The sequence below is a fragment of the Thalassorhabdomicrobium marinisediminis genome, from assembly GCF_003072065.1.
In the GTDB taxonomy this organism is placed as follows: Bacteria; Pseudomonadota; Alphaproteobacteria; order Rhodobacterales; family Rhodobacteraceae; genus Octadecabacter; species Octadecabacter marinisediminis.
Map to the genome: position 1 here is coordinate 324,021 of NZ_QCYG01000003.1, position 22,046 is coordinate 346,066.

21 protein-coding genes and 3 pseudogenes are annotated in these 22,046 nt (G+C 60.2%); 15 read left to right on the plus strand and 9 right to left on the minus strand.

Annotated elements, in window-relative coordinates; translation table 11 throughout:
* Positions 1-3: 3 nt before the first annotated feature.
* Complete coding sequence (locus tag DC363_RS06110; protein ID WP_108640240.1) at positions 4-2,205, minus strand: NosR/NirI family protein; 2,202 nt, start codon at positions 2,203-2,205, stop codon at positions 4-6.
* 306 nt (positions 2,206-2,511) lie between these two features.
* Positions 2,512-2,949, minus strand: a complete 438-nt coding sequence (locus DC363_RS06115) for a pseudoazurin (protein WP_108640241.1) — start codon at positions 2,947-2,949, stop codon at positions 2,512-2,514.
* Positions 2,950-3,842: 893 nt separating this feature from the next.
* Here DC363_RS06115 and DC363_RS06125 point away from each other — a divergent pair.
* The 7 genes from DC363_RS06125 (at position 3,843) to DC363_RS06155 (ending at position 9,026) form a co-directional block, all read left to right on the plus strand.
* Positions 3,843-4,592, plus strand: coding sequence for an ABC transporter ATP-binding protein (locus DC363_RS06125; RefSeq protein WP_108640243.1), 750 nt, complete (start codon positions 3,843-3,845; stop codon positions 4,590-4,592).
* Positions 4,585-5,292, plus strand: a complete 708-nt coding sequence (locus tag DC363_RS06130) for an ABC transporter ATP-binding protein (RefSeq protein ID WP_108640244.1) — start codon at positions 4,585-4,587, stop codon at positions 5,290-5,292. Before DC363_RS06125 ends, DC363_RS06130 begins: the two co-directional genes overlap by 8 nt.
* Before the next feature lie 43 nt (positions 5,293-5,335).
* Positions 5,336-6,535: an ABC transporter substrate-binding protein gene (locus DC363_RS06135; protein WP_108640245.1), complete on the plus strand. Its 1,200-nt coding sequence runs from the start codon at positions 5,336-5,338 to the stop codon at positions 6,533-6,535.
* 74 nt (positions 6,536-6,609) lie between these two features.
* Positions 6,610-7,497: a branched-chain amino acid ABC transporter permease gene (locus DC363_RS06140; RefSeq protein ID WP_108640246.1), complete on the plus strand. Its 888-nt coding sequence runs from the start codon at positions 6,610-6,612 to the stop codon at positions 7,495-7,497.
* Between the two features lies 1 nt (position 7,498).
* Complete coding sequence (locus DC363_RS06145) at positions 7,499-8,491, plus strand: branched-chain amino acid ABC transporter permease (RefSeq protein ID WP_422396400.1); 993 nt, start codon at positions 7,499-7,501, stop codon at positions 8,489-8,491.
* 31 nt (positions 8,492-8,522) lie between these two features.
* A complete protein-coding gene (locus DC363_RS06150; RefSeq protein WP_146180748.1) occupies positions 8,523-8,801 on the plus strand; it encodes a hypothetical protein in 279 nt (92 codons plus the stop codon).
* A 42-nt stretch (positions 8,802-8,843) separates the two neighbouring features.
* Positions 8,844-9,026, plus strand: a complete 183-nt coding sequence (locus DC363_RS06155) for a hypothetical protein (protein ID WP_108640248.1) — start codon at positions 8,844-8,846, stop codon at positions 9,024-9,026.
* A gap of 166 nt (positions 9,027-9,192) precedes the next feature.
* Here the strand turns inward: DC363_RS06155 and DC363_RS06160 are convergent, their stop codons facing one another.
* The 3 genes from DC363_RS06160 to DC363_RS17320 all read right to left on the minus strand — a co-directional run bounded on the left by DC363_RS06160 (position 9,193) and on the right by DC363_RS17320 (position 11,764).
* Complete coding sequence (locus DC363_RS06160) at positions 9,193-10,269, minus strand: surface lipoprotein assembly modifier (RefSeq protein ID WP_158270836.1); 1,077 nt, start codon at positions 10,267-10,269, stop codon at positions 9,193-9,195.
* 327 nt (positions 10,270-10,596) lie between these two features.
* The gene (locus tag DC363_RS06165) at positions 10,597-11,181 is read right to left on the minus strand and encodes a hypothetical protein (RefSeq protein ID WP_108640250.1); all 585 of its coding nucleotides are present in this window, start codon (positions 11,179-11,181) and stop codon (positions 10,597-10,599) included.
* Positions 11,182-11,455: 274 nt separating this feature from the next.
* Complete coding sequence (locus DC363_RS17320; RefSeq protein WP_422396401.1) at positions 11,456-11,764, minus strand: HD domain-containing protein; 309 nt, start codon at positions 11,762-11,764, stop codon at positions 11,456-11,458.
* 323 nt (positions 11,765-12,087) lie between these two features.
* On the opposite strand from DC363_RS17320, the gene DC363_RS16810 reads away from it, so the two are divergent.
* Both DC363_RS16810 and DC363_RS17110 read left to right on the plus strand, forming a co-directional pair.
* Positions 12,088-12,288, plus strand: coding sequence for a hypothetical protein (locus tag DC363_RS16810; RefSeq protein ID WP_158270838.1), 201 nt, complete (start codon positions 12,088-12,090; stop codon positions 12,286-12,288).
* Positions 12,200-12,610: pseudogene (locus tag DC363_RS17110) on the plus strand (plasmid recombination protein); the annotation flags it as partial. The gene DC363_RS16810 and the pseudogene DC363_RS17110, both read left to right, overlap by 89 nt.
* Positions 12,611-13,228: 618 nt before the next feature.
* Here the strand turns inward: DC363_RS17110 and DC363_RS06175 are convergent.
* Complete coding sequence (locus tag DC363_RS06175; protein ID WP_108640327.1) at positions 13,229-13,528, minus strand: FAD-binding protein; 300 nt, start codon at positions 13,526-13,528, stop codon at positions 13,229-13,231.
* 95 nt (positions 13,529-13,623) lie between these two features.
* Here DC363_RS06175 and DC363_RS17240 point away from each other — a divergent pair.
* Positions 13,624-13,740, plus strand: a pseudogene (locus DC363_RS17240) (helix-turn-helix domain-containing protein); the annotation flags it as partial.
* A gap of 140 nt (positions 13,741-13,880) precedes the next feature.
* Here DC363_RS17240 and DC363_RS06185 read toward each other — a convergent pair.
* Together DC363_RS06185 and DC363_RS06190 are read right to left on the minus strand one after the other, a co-directional pair.
* Positions 13,881-14,018: pseudogene (locus tag DC363_RS06185) on the minus strand (integrase core domain-containing protein); the annotation flags it as partial.
* 132 nt (positions 14,019-14,150) lie between these two features.
* On the minus strand, positions 14,151-15,080 hold the full coding sequence (locus DC363_RS06190) for a LysR family transcriptional regulator (protein ID WP_108640253.1): 930 nt from the start codon (positions 15,078-15,080) through the stop codon (positions 14,151-14,153).
* 151 nt (positions 15,081-15,231) lie between these two features.
* Here DC363_RS06190 and DC363_RS06195 point away from each other — a divergent pair, with 151 nt between their 5' ends.
* Together DC363_RS06195 and DC363_RS06200 are read left to right on the plus strand one after the other, a co-directional pair.
* On the plus strand, positions 15,232-16,125 hold the full coding sequence (locus DC363_RS06195; protein WP_108640254.1) for a D-amino-acid transaminase: 894 nt from the start codon (positions 15,232-15,234) through the stop codon (positions 16,123-16,125).
* The gene (locus DC363_RS06200; RefSeq protein WP_108640255.1) at positions 16,122-17,150 is read left to right on the plus strand and encodes a DmpA family aminopeptidase; all 1,029 of its coding nucleotides are present in this window, start codon (positions 16,122-16,124) and stop codon (positions 17,148-17,150) included. Before DC363_RS06195 ends, DC363_RS06200 begins: the two co-directional genes overlap by 4 nt.
* 57 nt (positions 17,151-17,207) lie before the next feature.
* Here the strand turns inward: DC363_RS06200 and DC363_RS06205 are convergent, their stop codons facing one another.
* Entirely contained in the window at positions 17,208-18,245 is a 1,038-nt protein-coding gene (locus tag DC363_RS06205) for a dipeptidase (RefSeq protein WP_108640256.1), read from the minus strand.
* 275 nt (positions 18,246-18,520) lie between these two features.
* On the opposite strand from DC363_RS06205, the gene DC363_RS06210 reads away from it, so the two are divergent.
* The 3 genes from DC363_RS06210 to DC363_RS06220 are packed head-to-tail and all read left to right on the plus strand — an operon-like array spanning position 18,521 to position 22,045.
* Positions 18,521-20,125 carry an ABC transporter substrate-binding protein gene (locus DC363_RS06210; protein WP_108640257.1) on the plus strand — a complete coding sequence of 535 codons (1,605 nt, stop codon included), beginning with the start codon at positions 18,521-18,523 and terminating at the stop codon, positions 20,123-20,125.
* Positions 20,122-21,135: an ABC transporter permease gene (locus DC363_RS06215; protein WP_241962933.1), complete on the plus strand. Its 1,014-nt coding sequence runs from the start codon at positions 20,122-20,124 to the stop codon at positions 21,133-21,135. The genes DC363_RS06210 and DC363_RS06215 overlap by 4 nt, the downstream gene beginning before the upstream one ends.
* A gap of 10 nt (positions 21,136-21,145) precedes the next feature.
* Complete coding sequence (locus DC363_RS06220; protein ID WP_108640258.1) at positions 21,146-22,045, plus strand: ABC transporter permease; 900 nt, start codon at positions 21,146-21,148, stop codon at positions 22,043-22,045.
* Position 22,046 lies beyond the last annotated feature (1 nt).

The window sequence follows — 22,046 nt, forward strand, 5'->3', positions numbered from 1 at the left end:
CTCTCAAGGTTGGGTTAGTTTGGGGGGTGTCTGGTTGGGATGCCCGACATAGCGCGACAGGTCCGGCCCTGCGCTGTCCTTGGCGCGGCGCTTCATCTTCTTGATGACCACGGGGCATTTCTTCTCGGACTGGTAGAGCACCTGGCAATGCAGGCAGTCGATGCATTCATTCGGGTTGATCTCGCCCGTGGGGTGGATCGCCTGCACCGGGCATTCATGGGCGCAGGTCTGGCAGGGATTACCGCATTCCTTGTAGCGCTTGAGCCAGTCGAACATGCGCAAGCGGGCCGGGATCGCCAAGGCCGCGCCCAGGGGGCACAGGTAGCGACAGAAGAACCGCTCGACGAAAAGCCCGGCAATCAGCAGCGCCGCCGCATAGGCCACAAAGGGCCAGGCCCGCACGAAGTTCAGAATGATGGCGGTCTTGAACGGCTCCACCTCGGCCAGCCGCTCGGCCTGCTCCACACTGGCCAGAGAGACCCCGAACAGCCCAAGGAAAATCATGTATTTCAGCGGCCAGAGCCGTTCGTTCAGCCCCCAAGGTAGGGTCCATTGAGGAATGCGCAGCTTGCGCGCGATCTGGTTGAGCAACTCTTGCAGCGCGCCAAACGGACACAGCCACCCGCAATAGGCCCCCCGCCCCCAGAACAGCAGCGCCGCTGCCACCGCGAACCACAAGATGAAGGTCAAAGGGTCCAGCAGGAAAGCCTGCCACGAGAAACCCGAGACCAGCGAGCCGAACAGCGCCATCAGGTTCACCACCGACAGCTGCGCATTGGCATACCAGCCCAGATACACCAGCGTCACCGTCAGGAACCCGATGCGGAACCAGTAGAAATAACGCTCGTTGCGCACGGCGAAGGTCTGAAAGAAAAACACGGCGGTGAGCACGGTGAGCATGGTGACAAGCACCGCGATCTCGACCGTTTTGCCCGCCCAGATGCGCTTCCAAAGGGCTTGTTGGGCCTGCATCTCGGTCTGTTCGATGACGGCTTCCGCCCCCTGCGGTGCCGGCGCGGGCGGCGATGGGGCCACTGCGCGGATATAGTCGGCGGGAAGCTGGTAGCCCAGATCGAAGGTGGTGAAGACCCGCTCGATCGCGCCTACGTCACGCTGCACCAGAAGCTGGATGCGGAACGGCTGCGTCGGATCGAAGCCGCTGTCGGCCGGAATCTTGAACAGGTCGGCCTCGGCAAAAGCCGGTGCGCCGTCGGCGGCGATGCTGTTGATCCGGCGGTGCATCCGGTCGCGGAACCGCACGGACAAATCGTCCTGAATCAGCACGATCCGGTCGAAGATCCCGCCGCGCACGTAGCCCGATCCCTTGAAGGAATAGAGGCCGCGCCCCATGATCGCCACCGCGTGATCGCCCTCATCCAGCCATGCGTTAAGGTTCGCGGCTTCAGCCTCGCCCAGGATCGCATCGGCGATCGCAGGGTGCGAGACAAGCGCTGCCTGCATGTCGATAAAGGTCGTGTCAGCGTCTTCGGTCAGGGCCCGCTGGGCCGCGCGTTCATCCTCCATCTGCGCGAAGGCGGCGTTGATCTGCCCCACGTCGAGCAGCAAGCGCCGCACGGTTCCGTCACCCTCAAGCGTGGTCCAGTTTTCCGCCGCCTGCGCGTTGAGGTCGAGCTCGAACTGCGGCCCCGCAGCCCCCTCCTCGGCCACCAACCCGCCCAGTTGCAGGGTGCGGGCCACCTTCAGACCCGCGCGCACGATGGAATCGTCGATCACCATGATCGTCACGGTCGCGCCGGAAATAATGTCCAACTGATGCCCCGTCCCGCCCGCTTCGGCCTCGGCCACCAGATCCAACCCTCGATAATTCGCCACCAGCGCCCGCACCTTGGCATCGGGAATGCCGATCAGGACGATAGGCTCGGAGTGTTTGAGCAATTCGACTCCGATCACGGTCGCGTCCATGTCGATGGCGACAAGGGTGTGGATCGGCTTGCCGGAATAGCCGGTCGTGGACACGAAATCCGAGGTGACATAGGCCCAGCCGATCTGCGCGCCGCCTTGCAGCACCTCGATCACCGGGATGTCAGGATGGGTGGCGCCGAAGCCGTCAGCCTCTTCCACCAACGCGGCGGCGTCCATCTCGGGCAGAAGCTGTTCCAACACGGTTTGCGCCATGGACGGCACCCCCGCGAGCAGAAGGAACAGGGCCGTAAACATGCGGGCGACGAACCGGGGGGCGGTCATGACCGCCCCTCGGAACGGCAAACGGTGCCTGCTTCAGCGAGGGATCCGTCGCATGTCGGCTGAGGTGAACTTGGTTGGAATATCCCGGTCATCCGAGGGCCTTTCTACGTATCCGCAACCCCTGAATGCGCCGGAACCCCATCCGGGACATTGATCTATCGCAAAGTGTTGGTGATAAATCTTCCCAAATTTTAGATGTTCGGACGAAGGCTCTGAAACCGAAAAAGCCACGCCCAAAGGGGCGTGGCTTTCGATCTTTCGATCCCCGCGCGATGCACATCGGCGCGCGCGACGGGGCCGTCGGGTTTATTCGGCGCTTTGCTCTTCGATGATTTCTTCGAACATCTGCTTGGCGCGGCGCGGCATCGACGCTTCGAGGAAATCTTCGGGAATCTCCGTCTCGCCCACCTCGATCATCATCACCATGCCCATGCCGAAGTGCGGCTTGCAGGCGACGCCGATCACACCTTCTTCGGTCAGCTCGACCGAGATTTCTTCGTTGATGTCGCCCTTGAAGGCCTCTTGCCCCTCGGGAAGCATGCCTTCGATGGATTCCGCATTGTGGCCGCGATCCGTGGGCACGAAGACGATTGTGTCACCGACTTCGGCGGTCACATGACGGGGTTCGAACACCATGCTACCCGCTTCGCCGCGGTTCAGCATCTTGACTTCGATGGTGTCCGCCATTGCGACCATCGGGGACAGCGCCAGAACCGCTGTTGCAGCCATAGTTTTCAGTTTCATCGTGTATTCCTTCGTTATCTTTCTCAAACGTCCGCGATCTGCGGACATGACCCCACGTTCGCGTGCAGGGCCAAACGATCGCGACCCGCCCCCATGGGGCATGTCGCCAGACGTCCTGTCACTGTCGAACGCGGGTGCGTTCTTGCCGGTCCGTCCGCCTCTCACAGATAGACATGGGCCTCGTCGAACCAAGCTGATCCCGGAGTATTTGGCGTCGCACGTCGAAATGTCGCAGGCCGCCAGAATCGCCGCCGGAGCCATCCTGATGGGGCCTAAATGCAGGCAAATGCGGCCCCGCTCTTTGTTGCAGCGCAAACTTCAGGCACGGAATGCGGGGCGTCGCAGACCCGTGGGATCCGCGATCACCGGCACCGGCTTCGCAACCTTCACACCGCCGTTGTCGCCCCGGTCGGGGGCCTTGTGAACGACGCGATTTGGCCGCGATGTGCGACCGCCGGGATGTGCGGGATCATCATCGGCCAAACCAAAAAACGGCACACCGTACAGGCTGAGTTCGACGGCTGTGAGGGCTGATCTTTCGCAATCTATAGATGAAAAGAGCTGATCTCCGATCCGCCGTCTTGCACCTGCCGATGCCGTCGATCCCCCTCTCTCTCTCGAGCCTAGGCCACACGTAAGAGCGAAGCTTGCAGGGTGCAGTCACTCCCGTTCAATGCCGCCCCACACAGCTTCGTTAGAGCCCAAACACAACCGGAAGGCGAACCCAGCCAAGCCGGTTGACAAAGGGCGCAAACAGGCGCGAACATCGCCAGACGGATGGGAGTCCGGACCACTCAAGGCATCGGGAGAATGCGGGGGTGGTCTGTGCGTGTCGGCGGTATACCGTGGTACGCAAGAAAGAATGGGGAGGAATTCGGGGGCATGGTCATAGCGTGAGCATCGTATTGGAAGCGACCGGATTGACGAAGGAGTTCAAGGGCTTCGTTGCGGTCAAGGATGTGAACCTCAGGGTTGAGGAGGGCACGATCCACGCGCTGATCGGCCCCAACGGAGCAGGCAAGACGACCTGTTTCAATTTGCTGACCAAGTTCCTGCAGCCGACGCGCGGCAAGATCGTTTTCGAGGGGCGCGACATCACGCGGATGGAGCCGGCGGATATTGCAAAATTGGGCATGGTCCGCTCCTTCCAGATCTCGGCGGTGTTTCCCGATCTCACCGTTTTGCAGAACGTGCGGGTCGCCTTGCAACGGCGTCGGGGCGAGAGTTTCGATTTCTGGCGCTCCGAGAAGAGCCTGAGCCAGTATGACGACCTCGCCCGGGGCTATGTCGACGAGGTCGGGCTAAGCGAGTTTCTGCATCACCGGGCGGCGGAGCTGTCCTACGGCCGCAAACGCGCGCTCGAGATCGCCGCGACGCTGGCGCTTGAGCCGCAGATGCTGCTGCTCGATGAGCCGATGGCGGGGATGGCGCAGCAGGATGTAGAGCGAATTTCAGCGCTGATCCGGCGCGTCGCCAAGGACCGCACGATCCTGATGGTCGAACACAATCTGTCGGTCGTGGCCGACCTGTCCGACAAGATCACCGTTCTGGCCCGCGGCGAAATTCTGGCCGAGGGCGATTATGCCGCCGTATCGAAAGCCCCCGAAGTCATCGAAGCCTATATCGGAGCCGAACATGCGTGACGAAAGCCTTCTTGCCGTCAAGGACCTGAACGGCTGGTATGGCGAAAGCCATGTGTTGCACGGGATCAACTTCGAGGTGCAGCGCGGCGAGGTGGTCACGCTGCTGGGGCGCAACGGCGCGGGCAAGACCTCGACGCTGCTGGGCATCATGGGCATCCTGCCGCGCCGCGCGGGGTCCGTGTGCTACGACGGCACCGAAACCATCGACCTGCAGCCGCGCCAGATCGCCCGGGCGGGCATTGCCATCTGCCCCGAAGAGCGCGGCATCTTCTCGTCGCTCAACGTCGAGGAAAACCTCATGCTGCCGCCGCGGATCGCCGAGGGAGGCCTGAGCGTCGAGCGGATCTTCGAGCTGTTCCCCAACCTCAAGGAACGACGCCGCAGTCAGGGCACGAAACTGTCCGGCGGCGAGCAGCAGATGCTCGCCATCGCGCGAATTCTGCGCACCGGAGCGAAGCTTCTCTTGCTGGATGAGCCGACGGAAGGGCTGGCGCCGGTGATCGTGCAACAGATCGGACGCACCATCGCGGCGCTCAAGAACGAAGGGTTCACGATCGTGCTGGTGGAGCAGAACTTCCGCTTCGCCGCCTCGGTCGCGGACCGGCATTACATCGTCGAGCAGGGCAAGGTGATCGACATGATCCCCAATACCGGGCTCGAGGCGAACAGCGAGAAACTGCAGGCCTATCTGGGCGTGTAGCAAGAACCGGCGCCCTCGCGGCGTCACAACAAGGAGGAAGACCATGCTGAAGAAACTGGCCCTGAGCACAGCGGTGGGGGCACTTGCCGCAGGCAGCGCGCTGGCGCAGGATATCGATGTGAAACTGGGCGTTCTCAACGACCGCTCAGGCACTTATGCCGACCTCTCGGGCGAAGGCTCAGCCGTTGCGACGCGCATGGCGGTCGAGGATTTCGGCGCCGCCGAGAAAGGGATGAACGTCGAGGTGATCTCGGCCGATCACCAGAACAAGCCCGACGTTGGCTCGAACATCGCGCGGCAGTGGTATGACGTGGACGGTGTGAACGCCATCGTCGACGTGCCGACCTCGTCCGTGGCGCTGGCCGTGGCCGACATCACCGCCGAAGCCAATGGCGTTCTGCTGGATTCCGGCGCAGGCTCAACCAGCCTGACCCGCGACCAGTGTCAGCCGACGACCGTGCACTGGACCTATGACACGGCGGCGCTGGCCAACGGCACGGGCGGCGCGGTGACCAACGCGGGCGGCGAGAAGTGGTTCTTCCTGACCGCCGACTATGCCTTCGGCCACTCGCTGGAAGAGAACACCATGGCCGTGGTCGAAGAGAACGGCGGCGAGGTCGTGGGCAACGTGCGCCATCCGTTCCCCTCGCAGGATTTCTCGTCCTTCCTGTTGCAGGCGCAGGGCTCGGGCGCGGATGTGATCGGGCTGGCGAATGCCGGCGGCGATACGGTGAACGCGATCAAGCAGGCGTCGGAATTCGGCATCACTCAGGCGGGGCAGTCGCTGGCTGCGCTTTTGATGTTCGTCACCGACGTGCACTCGCTTGGCACCCAGACCGCGCAGGGGCTGAACCTCACCGAAGCCTTCTATTGGGATCAGAACGACGCGACGCGCGAATGGTCTGCCCGGTTCGAGGAAGAAATGGGCTCAAAGCCGACCATGGTGCATGCGGGCGCCTACTCCGCGACCATGGCCTATCTGGCCGCGGTTGAGGAGCTGGGAAGCGCCGAGGATGGCCGTGCGGTCGTGGCCAAGATGCGCGAAATGGACATCGACGATCCGCTGTTCGGCAAGGTCACCGTGCGCGGCGACGGGCGTGCGATCCACGACATGTATCTGTTCGAGGTGAAGTCGCCCGACGAATCCGAGGGCGAGTGGGATCTCTACAACGAGATTTCCACCATCAGCGGTGAGGACGCCTTCCTTCCGATGCTGGACGAGTGCGACTTCTCGAAGAGCTGATCCACCATCCCATGCGCCCGGCTTTCGCGGTCGGGCGCGTGTTTTTCTGACCATCCGATGCGAAGGGGCCGCATATGTTCGAGCTTTTGGGGATACCGCCACAGGTCCTGTTGGGCCAGCTTCTGCTGGGGCTGATCAACGGGTCCTTCTATGCCGTGCTGTCGCTGGGGCTGGCGGTTATTTTCGGCCTGCTCAATATCATCAACTTCGCCCACGGGGCGCTGTACATGATGGCGGCCTTCGTGGCCTGGATGCTTCTGGAGTACCTCGGCATCGGCTACTGGCCTGCGCTGATCCTTGCGCCGCTGATCGTGGGCGCCTTCGGGGTGCTGCTGGAACGCACGATGCTGTCGCGGCTCTATCACCTTGATCACCTTTACGGATTGCTGCTGACCTTTGGTCTGGCGCTGATCATCCAGGGACTGTTTCGCAACTACTACGGCATCTCGGGGCTGCCCTATCAGATCCCCGAGGCGCTGTCGGGCGGGCGCAATCTGGGCTTCATGTTCCTGCCCAACTATCGCGCCTGGGTCGTCGTGGCCTCGATCCTCGTCTGTTTTGGCACTTGGTTCATGATCGAGAAGACGCGCCTTGGCGCCTATCTTCGCGCCGCGACCGAGAACCCGACATTGGTGGGGGCCTTCGGCATCAACGTGCCGCTGATGATCATGCTGACCTATGGCTTCGGCGTGGCGCTGGCGGGCTTTGCCGGCGTGCTGGCCGCGCCGATCTATTCGGTCAACCCGAACATGGGCGCGGATCTGATCATCGTGGTCTTCGCGGTCGTGGTGATCGGCGGGATGGGGTCGATCATGGGGGCGATCCTGACCGGTTACATGCTGGGGCTGGTCGAAGGCCTCACCCGGGTGTTCTACCCCGAAGGATCGGCCGTGGTGATCTTTGTCATCATGGCGATTGTGTTGCTTATCAAGCCCGAAGGGCTTTTCGGAAGGACCGCGTAAAATGGAGAGAACCGCACCCCAGTCCACCACGGACCCCACGCCGGACACGCCCATGGCCCATCAGGCAGGCATGCCGCGATTGCACAAGGTAATCTTTGCCATCTTGCTGGCGTTCCTGATCGTGCTGCCGTTCCTTGTCTATCCGGTCTTCGCGATGAAGGTGATGTGCTTTGCGCTTTTCGCCGCCGCCTTTAACCTCTTGCTGGGCTTCGGGGGGCTGTTGTCCTTCGGCCATGCGGCCTATTTCGGCGGGGCGAGCTATGTGGCCGCCCATGCCGCCAAGGTTTGGGGCCTGACGCCCGAGCTTGCGGTGCTCTGCGGCACGCTGGCCGCCGGTGTGCTGGGGCTGGCGATCGGCTTCCTCGCCATTCGGCGGCAGGGGATCTATTTCGCCATGGTCACACTGGCCTTCGCGCAGATGGTCTATTTCTTCTCGCTGCAGGCACCGTTCACCGGGGGCGAGGATGGCATCCAGTCGGTGCCGCGGGGTGATCTTTTCGGGCTGATCCCGCTTGAGGACAACGTCGCGCTCTATTTCTTCGTGCTCGCCGTGACCTTCGCGGGGATCCTGTTTCTCTACCGCATCGTGCATTCGCCCTTTGGGCAGGTCCTCAAGGCGATCCGCGAGAATGAGCCGCGGGCGATCTCGCTGGGCTACAATGTCGCGCGCTACAAGCTGATGGTTTTCGTGCTGTCCGCCACCTTCGCAGGTCTCGCCGGGGCGCTTAAAAGTCAGGTGTTCCAACTGTCCTCGCTGACCGACGTGCATTGGGCGATGTCTGGCGAAGTGGTGCTGATGACGCTGCTGGGCGGCATGGGCACGATCTTCGGGCCACTCGTTGGGGCGGCGATCATCGTGACGATGCAGAACTATCTGGCCACCTTCGGGGCCTGGGTCACGATCATCCAGGGGGTTATCTTCGTGATCGGCGTGCTGCTGTTCCGCGAAGGCATCGTCGGGGTGATTTCCCGCTGGATCAAACGCCCGCTCTGACGCTCGGACCCGCGCCGGTCGCGGCGTCTTTTTGAAGATCTCGCAAACTGCGTTTGGATGCTCTACAGCGCGCAACCGTCTGCAGGCCGAAGCCTCGGCCAATCGCACCGCGTTGGACAAAGACCTTGCGACCACGAAGAAAGACCACGCCAAACTGGTGGAGGCCATCATCGCCGGGGTGCCTGCAGAGCAGGTCAAGGACCGGTCGATCGAACTCGACGCGGCCCACACCGAGATTGAGGCGAAACTGGCGCCAGAGGCCGCCCCCTCCCCGATCCGGATCCATCCGAAGATGGCCGACCTACCGTGATCAGGTCGCGACCCTGATCACACAGCTGCAAAAGGCGATGGCATGCTGGACGCCAAGGACGCCTTGCGCGGGTTGATCGACCGGATCGTGCTGCAGCCAAATGAGACGGACGGCAAGCTGTCGATCCATCTGGAGGGCGCTCTAGCCGCGCTGTTGCAACTGACTCTGTGCGTCAAGCGTAAACAAGGCCTGAGCAGTGACGCTCAAGCCATTGCAAAGATTTAGGGATCGGTGTTGTTGCAGGAGCCTGTAACCGCCGTCAATTGCCCCCTATCCACTCTTCAAAGATTTGGAGGAAGATGTCCAACGAGCCCGAAAATATCCTCGTCTTCGAATGCGATAGCACGGTAATAGGGGGAGCTAAGCAGCGTCCGCTACCGTTGGGCCGACCCTAAAAACTTTGTTTAAAACTAAGTCCACAATCTATCGCTTCGAAGTCATAGAGTGCAATGTTGGAGGTGTTTCGTTCAGACTTGCATTCCACCTGAGGGCGGGCGCCGAAGACTTCGATGCCTTGCGGCTGGAATGACACTCCAGCGATAACGTTCTTGTCCTCCCGCTCTCTGTTTGTCGCTGGGAAAATGCTATCGTACGTACGCGCAGATAGGTTGAGAAAGAATCCTACTGTTCCAACATATTCAATCCGGTACCGCGAGTTTGCTGTCAGCCTGGCCTCCCAGTACCGCAGGTGTGATTGCTCGGGAACCGACCGCGCGATGTCGCCACCGAACGAGAAATAGGTTTCCGATGTTGGAGCGAACCCGTAGTCCACGGACAGTCTGGAATAAGGACCGTTTCGATAACTACTGTTGAAATAAGATCGGCGCTCCATCAAAGCCGTCGCGGTCAGTTGCGCTCCGTCACCCATCCACCAGCTCGAAGACAGATCCAGGCCGACATCTCTCCGAGTGAGATCTTGGTGTCCATCGTATCTGAGCCGAACAAAGGGTTCGAGCGTGGTTCTGTGTCCCACAGAATAACTATCGCGACTTACCGCGAAAAAGATTTGTGTCTTATTCAGTTCTGCGTCATCATAAATTGTGTGGTTCAAATTGGCTCGTACACTTAGCAACGATTGATCCGACAAACCAAATGAGTACGAAAGCCCAGTCGCAACATCGAAACCAATACCGCTTTCGGCTTCACCCCCGCCCGCTGGAACGAAGACACCGAGCGAAGTTTCAAACGTATCGTTATAAGTATAGCGCTTAATGTTGCTGGAAGGCTTCAGTGAGAACCCCAAATTAAACGCCCACGGGTCAGCCGCTGCGATGCTCACCAATGCACGGGATAATGTGTCGATATCATTCGGCGATGTGCTGGTGCGCATCAGCCGATTGATATGATACCGGGCGATATCGTATCGCTCCCGTCGATAGGCGACCTGTGCTGTTTGCCAACGGGTCAACCGCTCAGTTTGCAAGTCCTCCAGATGTTGTACTGGTTGAGAGCCATTTATCTGTTCCATAATCTCGTCGCCGAATACAGGACCGACCGCATGTGTGTTAAACACTATACTTAATAGCGTCGAGACAAGAAGCCCCCCGAAGGAATGCCTAAAGAACTTCACACGGACTCCTAGGTAGTGGTTGTAATTAAAATTTGACGCGAGACTAAACAAGATGTCCGAGGACGACATTGGCCTATGCCTATTCCAAGGCGATGAAAAAACCATGAAGCCTCATAGGAACATCGAATTTCCCCGATTAAATGGAAAATCGGAACATACCACCCCGTATCCACAGGTAGGCCCAGACAAGCCAATCGGATTGTCTGGACCAGAGTTCACACCCGCTTATTCAGCTACGATAAAACGTCCGTAGAGATCGATTCCGTCTGGTTCATCGTCAAATGTAGCACTGCCTTCAAGGCCCGCATCAGCGATGAGCCCGGCATCATCCATCAAGAAGTCACCCTCAACATCTAAGGCGAGAGTCGCGGTTCCAGTTTCACCACCTTCACGGCGGGTTAGATCGCCACCGAGAGATCCATCGAACTCGGATCCACTAATCCCACCAGTTAGCTCCAAGCTACCGCCCAGATCTGCTACACGCTCCAAGTCGTCGATATCCTCGCACTCGGTGTCGCATTTAAACTGTCCAAAGTTTGAGGCCGTACCGCTGATTGTGCTTCCCGCGAAATCGGCATTCATACTCATATCGCCGATAAATTCATTATCCTCGTAGTCCGACAAAGCGACGTAACCGGTCATGCTTGCATTGGACGGCAAGTCCTCCACGGCAGCCACGCTGGCCTCGTTTGCACGATCGACAAGAGATTCGACTTTCTCTAAGTCGACTCTATCATTGCTACCGCTCGACAGGCAACCGCTTAACAACGTCGCCGCACCCAATGCACCAAGCGCAAAAGTTTTTCTCATCCCGTTCACCTTCCGTAAACTTACAATATTCGCAGAGCTGTAAAACGCAGTCGATCCCCCTCCGCTTACGGAATCGAGCGTGTATGGACCATGCGCATTAACCTATAGGTTGTCTGCCTTAATTTCTCATTGATTTTCTTGATTATTTGCGAGAGAAACAGGGCCAACCATACTGGGTCTATGCCGAATGCAGATAAGCTCTTCGAGATCGCCTGCTTCCCAAAATACTTTTAATCAGCGCGTCGTGTCGGTATAGCAAGACCGCTGTCATCTGCTAATGCTGACGATCGCGCCCCTGGCCAGAGCCATCTCGCAGCATCGCACGGAACGGCTCGCCGAGCTTGCCAGGATCATGGAGAACGACAAGCAAACAAAGCGCCCGCCGGACAGAATCTGAATACCCTGCTCGGGCGAAGAGGATCTCGCCGACAGCGGCGACCTCATGCATATGAAATACGGCTGGATGTTCGGTGCCCCTCGGGCACCGTTTTCCCGGCCACCTTGCAATGAGATCTTCCAAGAACGAGGTACTCCAATCTTTTGGCGTTGAATGGTGTAGCTTTTTAAGCAGGCAGGGAAGCACGTTTGGGATCGCCGGAAATCAGTAGAAGTTCATATTCTCATTCAGGCAGACAGAATTATTCAGAGTCATTCAAACGGGTCCAGCAGGTTGCTGGTCGCAGGGATCAATTGATGGGGCTTCCCCATTGATAGATCCCGAGAAAGGGTCTCGGGGGTATCCCCTGAGCGAGCGCTCTTGTTGTGGTTCCGGGCTCCCCGGAACTACAACAAGAGTAGTGAGTAATGGCTCCGGCAAACCTCACGAAAACGTTACCCTGTTTCATCTGAGGACTTTCATGGGGATCAGGGAGACTTTGTCAAAGCCCTTGAAGACCGAGTTGAATCATGACCGCCCACGCTAAATTTGGTTTCAGCCCTGCTAAAGTCCCAATCGTTCTGCGCTTCGAGGGGCTGCATCCGCGCGACCTCGGCCGTTTTGATATGCGCGATAGGCCTAATGTCGGGGATCTGTCACATTTCGATCGAGAGGCAAGCCGGCTCAACGAGAAGCTCTTTGGACGGCTGGAAAGTGCAGTTGTGCGCTGAGGTCGAGGCCGCAAAGCGGCGCAATCTGCAGGCGCACGTGGCCGCGCTGAAGGCGAAGTCCCGTAAGAAGGAAGCACGGCAGGTTCTCGAGAAAGGCCTGGTTGATCCCTGGAAGCGAGGGCGCCATGGACCGCTGCGCGAAGGTATCCTAACGGTGATCAAGAGCTGGTTCGGCGGGACCGGATTTGACGAATGGAACCCCAAGCGTGTGGCGCAATTCCGCGCGACCGCCCTCGCCTTCCTGAAGCAGCATTTTCCAGACGGACAGCTTCGCTACGCCTGCGGCCATGCAGACGAGGAGGCATATCACATCCACTTCGTTGTGGCCGTCTGGCGCGACCGCGTCACCGTCAATCGCGGCCGGCAGTCATTACTCCAATCGTCGATCAACCCGCTTCTCGCAGATTATGAACACGCACAGACAGTCGCGGGCCAGGCGTTTAAACCTCTGGGGATTACGCGCGGGGAACGGCGGGCCGAAGCCCGCCGTCTGGCCTCGGCTGCGGGTGAGCCTGTACCAGAGAAACGACGGCACACGCCTCCTTCGGAATGGCGGGCAAAGCAGCGCGCGCAGGCGCAGACCGAAGCATCGGAGATCCTCGAGAACGCCGTGGGTACCGCGCACGCGGAAGTCGAGAACGGCCGGTCGCTGGGCAAGGCCGCGATCCGCAAGTCGCGCAAGCGGGCGGTCAGCGAGGCACGCAAGCGCAAGGAAGATGCGGCACGCGAGGTGGCCGCCCAAGCTCGCGCCAAGGACAAGTTGACGCGAGAGGCCGAACAAATGCGGACGGCCGCTATCGAGGCCGAAGCGAAGCGGGTCGAAGCGGAGCAGGAACGGGCTACAGCCGAGCTACCCCTCTCTGACATCGTATCCGCCGAAACGGAGAAGGTGCAGGACCTCAAAGCAGCACAGGCAACTGAAGCAGAAATGCTGCGAAAACTAACGGACGGAACGGGTGAAAAGACGCGCGCCGCGCGGAAACGGTGTCGAGTCGGTGATCCCCATCGAGCGCGTGGGAACGGTGTCCCACCACGGCCCGCGCACAAGCAAAGTCACTTTCGCGCCGCCCTCAGCCAGCCGCACTGCGGCAACCGAACCGCCGAATCCACTACCAATGACGACCACTTCGGTCCCTGGCGATCCCATCTTTGCTTTCCTCCCTGACCCCGTCAGGGCACGCGCGCCTTTCCCTGCGACTGTAAAAAGTTTGGCAAAGCAGCGCTGGATAGTCCAACTCATTGCTAGCTGTACCTATAACAAAATGTTATGGTATCGGCATGAAGATTAACCTCAGACAAATTGAAGCTTTCCGCCTGGTGTTCTAGACTGGAAACATGACCACCGCAGCCCAGATGATGGCGGTCACACAGCCTGCCGTCAGCCGCCTGATCCGTGACCTGGAGGCGACGCTGGAACTGGAGTTGTTCACCCGCACCGGCGCGGGGCTGAGCGCCACCGCGGATGCGATCAATTTCTTCAGCGAGGTGGAACGGAGTTTCGTCGGCCTGAAACAACTTAAGCGCGCAGCCCAGGTGATTCGGCAGAAACGCGAAGGATTCCTGCATGTTGCCGCCACTGGCGCCTTTGGCGTGTCCGCGAGGTGCGTGCGCAGCTGGTCGTGGCTGTCGTGTTGGAAGCGTTTGACGGTCGCCTCCTTGATCGTCCGGTTCATCCGTTCGACCTGACCATTCGTCTAGGGGTGGTTCGCCTTGGTCAGTCGGTACTCAATCCCATTTGCCTCGCAGATCATGATACGACTCTGGACCTCAAAATCACATATTAAACTATGTCACATAATCCATGTTGCTCGTCTGAACCGGCCGTTAAGTTACACGCCTCGCGGAACCGCTAACGCCCAAAGCTATTGCGCGTGCAGGATACCTGTCCAGAGCTGTTCCAGCGTGCGGCGCTGTTCCGCGCGCAGTCGGTATAGGCGCACCTCGACCTCGAACGTCCATTCCGACGCACCGGCAAGCACCAGCGTTCCGCGGTCCAGATCCGCACGCACCAGTTGTTCCGGCAACCAGCACACACCCCGCCCAAGCAGCGCAAGCTCACGCAGACCTGAACAAATGGCGCTGCGATGCACAATCTGGCGATCAAGCCCGGGGTGGTCGTAGAAAATCCGCTGCAGCACGGTTCCGAAGAACGACGCTGTGCCATAGTCGAGATAGGGAACCTGCATGCGCGAGGCGACCGCGAGATCGAGAATCCCCTCCCCCGCGCACCGGCCCTTCCCTTCCAGGTTCAATTCTGGCGCGGCCACAGGCAACACCCGGTCGCGCCCCATCACGTGCCAACTGAACAGCTCGGGGTCCAGCAAGAGCGGCACGAAGGGATGCGCATAGGTCAGGAAAAAGTCGGTCTCACCTTCGGCCAGCGTTGCCAGATTGGCTTCGATCCCCCCTTGATCGGGCATGACTTCGCTTCTGATGTCGCGCTGGATCAGACGCATCTGGTCAAGGCAGGCCGGAAGCGCAGTCAGCGCCAACGTATGCAAGGCCGCAATTCGGACGAAACTATCCGCGTCCGAGGCATCGGGGTGCAGCAACTGGCGCGCACCGTAGACCGAACGGATCATCTCTTGCGCCATCGGCAGGAAGGTGCGCCCCTCCGCGGTGAGTTCGGATGGCAGGCTGGAGCGGTTGACAAGCGTCGTATTCAACCAAGCTTCAAGCTGCTTGATCCGGCGCGAAAAGGCCGATTGCGTTACGCCGCGTGCATCGGCGGCGCGAGAAAAGCTCGCGGTATGTGCCAACATCACAAAGTCTTCCAACCATTTCAATTCCATGAAAGCTGACTTTCGTTGTCTGGGAACCTGCCGCACGTGGCCAAATCGGGTTATGCAATTTTTGACTGATCCGCGCGAAAACCAGCATTGGCCGTTTGTGCATGCGCTCTCTATGCTTTGACATAGAAATCCTCAAGCACAGGCGAGCACTATGCGGACCATCTATGTAAATCGCGCCTATCTGCCGGAAAAATCGGCACAAATCCCGGTCATGGATCGCGGTTTTCTGTTTGGTGACGCGATCTATGAAGTCACCGCGATGATCGACGGGCGGCTGATCGACAATGACCTGCATCTGGCCCGGCTTGAGCGATCCCTCAAGGAAATGGGCATCGCCCAGCCCTGCAGTTGCGATGAACTCCGCGAGATCCAGCACGAACTGGCCCGACGCAATGACATGCGCGACGGCACGATCTATATCCAGATCTCGCGCGGCACTGCTGAGCGGAACTTCACCTTCAACGCGGACATGGAGCCAAATATCGTCGCCTTCACGCAATCCAAGGTCCTCCACGGAACAGCGGCGCAAGAACGCGGCGTTTCGGTTGATCTGATCGCAGACCCGCGATGGGCGCGGCGGGACATTAAGACGGTGCAACTTTTGGGTCAGGCACTGGCGAAACAGGAGGCGCAAAGCGCAGGGTTTGACGATGTCTGGATGCATCAGGACGGCCTTATCACCGAAGGCGCGTCGAACACCGCCTTCATCGTGACAAAGGACAACGTGCTGCTCACCCGGCCGAACAGTCACGCCACCCTGCCCGGCTGCACCCGCCGGGCGGTCGAGCGGCTGGTAGCGGCGCAGCCTGACGTACAGTTTGAAGAACGGGCTTTCACACCGCAGGACGCCGTCGCAGCCTCAGAAGCCTTTCTGACCAGCGCGTCCAGTTTTGTCACCCCGGTCATTCGCATCGCCGATCAGGTGATCGGTAACGGTCAGCCGGGCCCGGTGACCCGCAGCCTGCAGGCGCTGTATCTACAAGCCGCGCGCGAAAGCCGCGAGATTGTCGACTTCAACAAGCCGGCAGCGAGGGTCAGCGCATGACAGGTCGCGCGCGGGAGTTTGGTCTGCGCTCCGGCATCCTCCCTGTCGGTGCGCGCAACATGATCACCGACGTGCCGGGCGTCCGGGTCGGACAGGTCACCCTGACAGGGCACGGGATAAACACCGGCGTCACAGCCATCGTGCCCGCTTCGGGCAACCTGTTCACCTCAAAACTTGTGGCCGGGGCAAGCGTCATCAACGGCTTTGGCAAAAGCGTCGGGTTGGTGCAGTTGGGCGAGCTTGGCACGCTCGAGACGCCGATCGTTCTGACCAACACCTTCAGCGTTGGCCCCTGCAGCACCGCACTGATCCGCCGTGCCATCGGCGAGACCCCGGAAATCGGACGTGAGACCTCGACGGTCAACCCGGTGGTCGGCGAATGCAACGATGGGGCGCTGTCGGATATTCAGGCCATGGCCGTGACCGAAGCCCACGTCTTCCAAGCGATTGAGCAGGCTTCGTTGCATGTCGATGAGGGGTCCGTCGGTGCGGGCACGGGTATGAGTTGTTTCGGCTTCAAAGGCGGCGTCGGCACGGCCTCGCGCAAGATCGAGATCGACGGCAAAATCTGCCACCTCGGGGCACTGGTGGTTGCCAACTTCGGACGGGCGGGCGATCTTGTCCTGCCCGACGGGCGGAACGCGGCCCCCGGGGCACAATCCGAACCGGAAAAGGGATCGATCATGGTGGTCCTTGCGACGGATGTGCCTTTGGATGGTGGGCAAATGAACCGCATCTGTCGCCGTGCAGGCGCGGGAATAGCACGGCTTGGTGCGTTTTGGGGCAATGGGTCGGGCGATATTGTTTTGGGCTTCACCACGGCCAACCGGATTGCCCATGCGCCGGACGCGGACAGCGCGCCGCTTCAGCGTTTGGGCGACCATCGGATCGACGACCTGTTCCGCGCTGCAGCCGAGACCACGCAAGAAGCAATCCTGAACGCCCTGTGCATGGCAACCGCCGTCAAGGGGCGCGGTGGCGCCACCCGTCCGCTTCTGTCGGACTGGCTGCGATCCGCAAACTGACCCCGCGCCCCCGCTAAGTAGGGCAACCCGCCGGGCCCCACGCATAGGCCCGAAGTGTCAGCCGCCCCAGGTCTGCTGCAAAACCCGCAGCCAATTGCCGTGGGCGATCTTCTCGACTTCGCCGTCGTGATACCCGTCGGCCTTCAGCGCTGCGATCAGCTTGGGCAAGTCACGCACGTCGCGCATGGCGTCGGGAATGCGCGTGCCGTCGAAGTCGGACCCGAAGGCCACGTGGTCGATACCGATGCGGTCGACGATGTAGTTGACGTGCCGCGTCAGCATCGAAAGCTCCATCCCGACGTCGCGTTCACCTTCGGGGTGGAGGAAGGACACACCGAAATTGATCCCGATCAGACCGCCGCTGTCGCGGATTGCGTCAAGCTGGCGGTCCGTGGCGTTGCGACTATGACTGCAAATCGCATGGACGTTTGAATGCGACACCACCAGCGGCGCATCGGACAGCTTCGCCACATCCCAGAACCCCGCTTCATTCAGGTGGGACAGATCGATCATGATGCCCAACTCGTTGCAGCTGCGCACGAGAGCTTTGCCAAAGCTCGACAGGCCGGGGCCGATATCGGGTGAGGACGGATACCGGAACGGAACGCCGAACGCGAAGACGTTGGGCCGCGACCAGACGGGCCCGAGCGTGCGCAGCCCCATGTTGTAGAGCGCATAGAGCAGATCCAGATCCGCCGTAATCGCCTCGGCCCCTTCAAGGTGCATCACCCCGGCAAAACTGCTTTCCGCGAAAGCGTTCCGAATGTCCTTGACGGTGCGACAAATGCTGAAAGCGCCCTCGGCCTCTCGCTCAATCCGGGCCAGCAAGCCGGCTTGCGCCATGGTGACATCCAGTGCCTCATCCCGTGTCGGCGTGGGAAAATTACCATTGTCGTCCAGAACCCGTTCAGACGGCACGTAGAGGGCGCAGAGGCCACCGCCAAGCCGGCCTTCGCGAGCGCGGGGAAGGTCGATGTGCCCGTCCCCGTCCCCCGAGACAAACCGCCCGACCGCATCACGTTGGCCGGATTTCCAGAGGCGCAGAAGCGCGTCGTTGTGTCCGTCAAAGACAAGGGGGGCGGCAGCATTGGACATGAACTCTCCTGTAGGGCCGGATGCCCCCCTGTCCTACCGACTAGAAAACAGTTAACGCAAGGGCGACAGAAAGTTCGTCAGGGCGGCACGCACGCGGTAAGTATCTGGTTTCCAAAGACTATGAATTTTTCACAACAGGCATGCCGAACTTTACATTGGCTCCCCTGAAAAATCGCATGTTAACGAAGCGTCGCAAGCAGTGGTCCACCCCGTGTGGCGGCCACGGATCGCAAGAGCGCCTCTTCAGGGCCGGTATTCATCAGGGAAGGTTCAAGATGATCACACGACGCAATTTCCTCGCTTCTACAGCAGCGGCCATTCCGGCTGTAAGCTATCTTTCCATGGCCCAGCAGGCTTTTGCCGACACGCCCAAGAACCTTCTCGTGGTGGCCCAACAACTCGACAACATGACGACGCTTGATCCGCACGTCAGCTTCGAAGCGACCGGTTCGGAAATCATCGGCAACATGTATCAGCAACTGGTCAGCCCGAACCCCGAGAACCCCGACGTGGTCGACGCGGATGTGGCGGAAAGCTGGGAAGCTTCCGACGACGATAAGATGTTCACGTTCAAGATCCGCGACGGCATCAAGTTCTCCTCGGGCAATGAGTTGACCGCTGAGGACGCTGCATGGTCCCTGCGTCGGACCGTCAAGCTCAACAAATCGCCGGCCTTCATCATCAGCCAGTTCGGCTTCACCCCCGAAAACGTGGACGAGATGATCCAGGCAACCGATCCCCGCACGCTGGTCATCAAGACCGCCGAGCCGACGTCGATCGGCTTCCTTGTTTACTGTCTCTCCGCGAACATCGGCTGCGTGGCCGACAAGCAGACCGTGATGGCGAACGAAGTCGACGGCGACATGGGGTCGGCATGGCTCGACAAGAATTCCGCCGGTTCGGCAACCTTCATGCTGAACACCTGGCGCCCGTCGGATGCGGTCGTGCTGACTGTCAACCCGCACGCTGGCTACGAGGGCCCGATCGAGCGCGTCATGCTGCGCCACATCGTCGATCCGGCATCGCAGATGCTGATGCTGACGAAGGGTGACATCGACATCGCGCGCAACCTGACGGCCGAACAGTTGGAAAGTGTCAAATCCGACGACTCGATTAAGCTCCTGCGCAAGCAGCAGGCCTCGATCATGCAGCTGTCGATGAACGTCTCGCACGATAAGCTGTCGGACCCCAAGGTTTGGGAAGCTGTCAAGTGGGCGATTGATTACCAAGGGATCAAGGACAACATCCTCGGCGACACCTATGAAGTGCACCAGTCCTTCGTGCCCAATGGCCTGCCCGGTGCCCTGAATGACACGATCTTCACACAGGACATCGACAAGGCGAAATCGCTGCTGGCCGAAGCCGGATACCCGGACGGGTTCGAAATCGAACTGGATCATTATTCGGCGCAACCCTACCCCGACATCGCGCAGGCCGTGCAGGCGAACCTTGCCGAGGTCGGCATCAAGGCCAAGTTGATCTCGGGCGAGAACCGTCAGGTTCTGACCAAGATGCGGGCCCGACAGCACCAGATGATCATCTCGGCCTGGGGAACCGACTATTTTGACCCCAATGCCAACGCGGACCCCTATATCATCAACAAGGACAACAGTGACGATGCCACGAGCAAGCCGTTTGTCTGGCGCTCACACTTCCAGGATGATGAGCTGATCGCCATGGCCGAGGACGCCCGGGACGAGAAGGATCCAGCCGCGCGCATCGAGAAGTACCTTGAGCTACAGAAGAAGTTCGTACACGCCTCGCCCTTCGCAATCATGTTCCAGAAGACGGCGACGGTCGCCATGCGCGACAATATCGACGGTGTTATTCTGGCACCTTTGCCCAGCAACAACTCCTACGAAGAAGTCACCAAGACGTGAATCGCAAAGTAAAGTCTTTCGCCGCCACGCTCGGCAGCGTCCTTGTGACGCTGTTCGGGCTGTCGGTGATCACCTTCATGATCGGTCGGGTCATGCCGGTCGATCCTGTTCTGGCTGCGGTCGGCGACAACGCACCGGCCGATGTCGTCGCCGCGGCTCGGGCAGAGATGGGCTTGGATGATCCACTGATCGTGCAATACTGGTCCTATATCAGCAACGTGCTACAGGGCGATTTCGGCCGCTCGGTTCTGACCCGCAATCCGGTCATCAGTGACATCGCCCATTATTTCCCCGCCACGCTCGAGATGGCGACGCTGGCCCTGCTCATCGCCACGCTTCTGGGAGTGCCGGCCGGGATCATTTCAGCCGTGAAGCAGGGCTCACTGACGGATCAGATCATCCGCGTTGTCTGTATCGCGGGCCATTCCGTTCCGGTGTTCGTCCTCGCCCTTCTGGGCTTGCTGATCTTCTACGTGGGGCTTGACCTTGTGCCCGGCCCGGGACGACAGGGCGTGATTTACGACGGGATGGTTCCGTCGGTCACCGGCCTCTTGTTGGTGGACAGCCTTTTGGCCGGGGACATGGGCGCGTTCTGGGACGCGGTGCATCATCTGACGCTCCCGGTGCTGATCCTCGCTTATTTTTCAATGGCCTATATCACCCGCATGACACGGGCCTTCATGCTCGACGCGCTTAAGGGAGAGTTCATCATTTCGGCACGCGCCAAGGGGCTGTCTGGCTGGTCTGTCGTGATGGGCCACGCCTTTCCCAATGTGGCCGTGCAACTGATCACCGTCCTGGCGCTGACCTATGCGGGTCTGCTGGAAGGTGCGGTGATCACCGAAACCGTCTTCGCCTGGCCCGGACTGGGCCAATATCTGACGACGGCACTGATGAACGGCGACATGAACCCCGTCGTCGGCACCACTCTTATCATCGGTGCGGTTTATGTCGGGCTCAACCTGCTGGCCGACATCCTCTACCGCGTGTTCGACCCACGTGTAGCATAAGGGCATCACCATGCTTGCAGACTTCCGAGCCTGGGCGCTCGACGATTTGGCCACTTCACGACGACAGGCCGCCTGGGGCCGGCGCTACCGCATTTGGTTGGCGCTCAAGGCAAACCCGCTGGCGATGATCGGTCTCTTTATCATCGTCCTGTGCGTCCTGCTGGCCTTTCTGGCCCCGCTTCTTGCACCCTACGATCCGGCCATCCAGGACCTTGAGAACCGCTTGGCGCGCCCCTCGGCGGACCATCTTCTGGGGACCGATGAGTTGGGCCGGGATATTCTGTCTCGCCTTCTTTACGGGGGCCGCATCACGCTCGGCATCGTTGTGGCCGTCGTCGTCATGGTGGCGCCTGTGGGCCTCGCGGTGGGGACCATCGCCGGCTATTTCGGAGGCTGGGTCGACAAGACCCTGATGCGCCTGACAGATGTGTTCCTGGCCTTTCCCCGGTTGATCCTTGCCTTGGCCTTCGTCGCAGCGCTCAACCCCGGTGTGCAATCGGCCATTCTTGCCATTGCCCTGACCGCCTGGCCCCCCTATGCCCGCATTGCCCGCGCCGAGACCCTGACCGTGCGCAATTCGGAGTTCATCGAGGCCGTGGCCATGACCGGCGCATCCCCGTGGAGGATCATCTTGCGCCACGTGGCACCGCTTTGCGTGCCATCTTTGGTCGTCCGGGTCACGCTCGACATGGCATCCATCATCATCACTGCCGCAAGCCTTGGCTTTCTTGGCATGGGGGCGCAGCCACCATCCCCGGAATGGGGCGCCATGATCGCAACGGCCAAACGGTTCATTCTTGATCAATGGTGGGTGGCCCTGTCTCCCTGCATCGCCATTCTTCTCGTATCGCTTGCGTTTAACTTCCTTGGCGACGGTCTGCGCGACGTGCTCGACCCGAAACAGGATTAAG

What these genes read in the sequence shown, in the direction of transcription:
- DC363_RS06175 (WP_108640327.1), bottom strand. Translation starts at nt 13,528, where the DNA reads ATGAGTTGGACTATCCAGCGCTGCTTTGCCAAACTTTTTACAGTCGCA.
- DC363_RS06220 (WP_108640258.1), top strand. Translation starts at nt 21,146, where the DNA reads ATGCTTGCAGACTTCCGAGCCTGGGCGCTCGACGATTTGGCCACTTCA.
- DC363_RS06200 (WP_108640255.1), top strand. Translation starts at nt 16,122, where the DNA reads ATGACAGGTCGCGCGCGGGAGTTTGGTCTGCGCTCCGGCATCCTCCCT.
- DC363_RS06165 (WP_108640250.1), bottom strand. Translation starts at nt 11,181, where the DNA reads ATGAGAAAAACTTTTGCGCTTGGTGCATTGGGTGCGGCGACGTTGTTA.
- DC363_RS06140 (WP_108640246.1), top strand. Translation starts at nt 6,610, where the DNA reads ATGTTCGAGCTTTTGGGGATACCGCCACAGGTCCTGTTGGGCCAGCTT.
- DC363_RS06195 (WP_108640254.1), top strand. Translation starts at nt 15,232, where the DNA reads ATGCGGACCATCTATGTAAATCGCGCCTATCTGCCGGAAAAATCGGCA.
- DC363_RS06110 (WP_108640240.1), bottom strand. Translation starts at nt 2,205, where the DNA reads ATGACCGCCCCCCGGTTCGTCGCCCGCATGTTTACGGCCCTGTTCCTT.
- DC363_RS06205 (WP_108640256.1), bottom strand. Translation starts at nt 18,245, where the DNA reads ATGTCCAATGCTGCCGCCCCCCTTGTCTTTGACGGACACAACGACGCG.
- DC363_RS06145 (WP_422396400.1), top strand. Translation starts at nt 7,499, where the DNA reads ATGGAGAGAACCGCACCCCAGTCCACCACGGACCCCACGCCGGACACG.
- DC363_RS06160 (WP_158270836.1), bottom strand. Translation starts at nt 10,269, where the DNA reads ATGGAACAGATAAATGGCTCTCAACCAGTACAACATCTGGAGGACTTG.
- DC363_RS06190 (WP_108640253.1), bottom strand. Translation starts at nt 15,080, where the DNA reads ATGGAATTGAAATGGTTGGAAGACTTTGTGATGTTGGCACATACCGCG.
- DC363_RS06210 (WP_108640257.1), top strand. Translation starts at nt 18,521, where the DNA reads ATGATCACACGACGCAATTTCCTCGCTTCTACAGCAGCGGCCATTCCG.
- DC363_RS06135 (WP_108640245.1), top strand. Translation starts at nt 5,336, where the DNA reads ATGCTGAAGAAACTGGCCCTGAGCACAGCGGTGGGGGCACTTGCCGCA.
- DC363_RS06115 (WP_108640241.1), bottom strand. Translation starts at nt 2,949, where the DNA reads ATGAAACTGAAAACTATGGCTGCAACAGCGGTTCTGGCGCTGTCCCCG.
- DC363_RS06155 (WP_108640248.1), top strand. Translation starts at nt 8,844, where the DNA reads ATGCTGGACGCCAAGGACGCCTTGCGCGGGTTGATCGACCGGATCGTG.
- DC363_RS16810 (WP_158270838.1), top strand. Translation starts at nt 12,088, where the DNA reads ATGACCGCCCACGCTAAATTTGGTTTCAGCCCTGCTAAAGTCCCAATC.
- DC363_RS06130 (WP_108640244.1), top strand. Translation starts at nt 4,585, where the DNA reads ATGCGTGACGAAAGCCTTCTTGCCGTCAAGGACCTGAACGGCTGGTAT.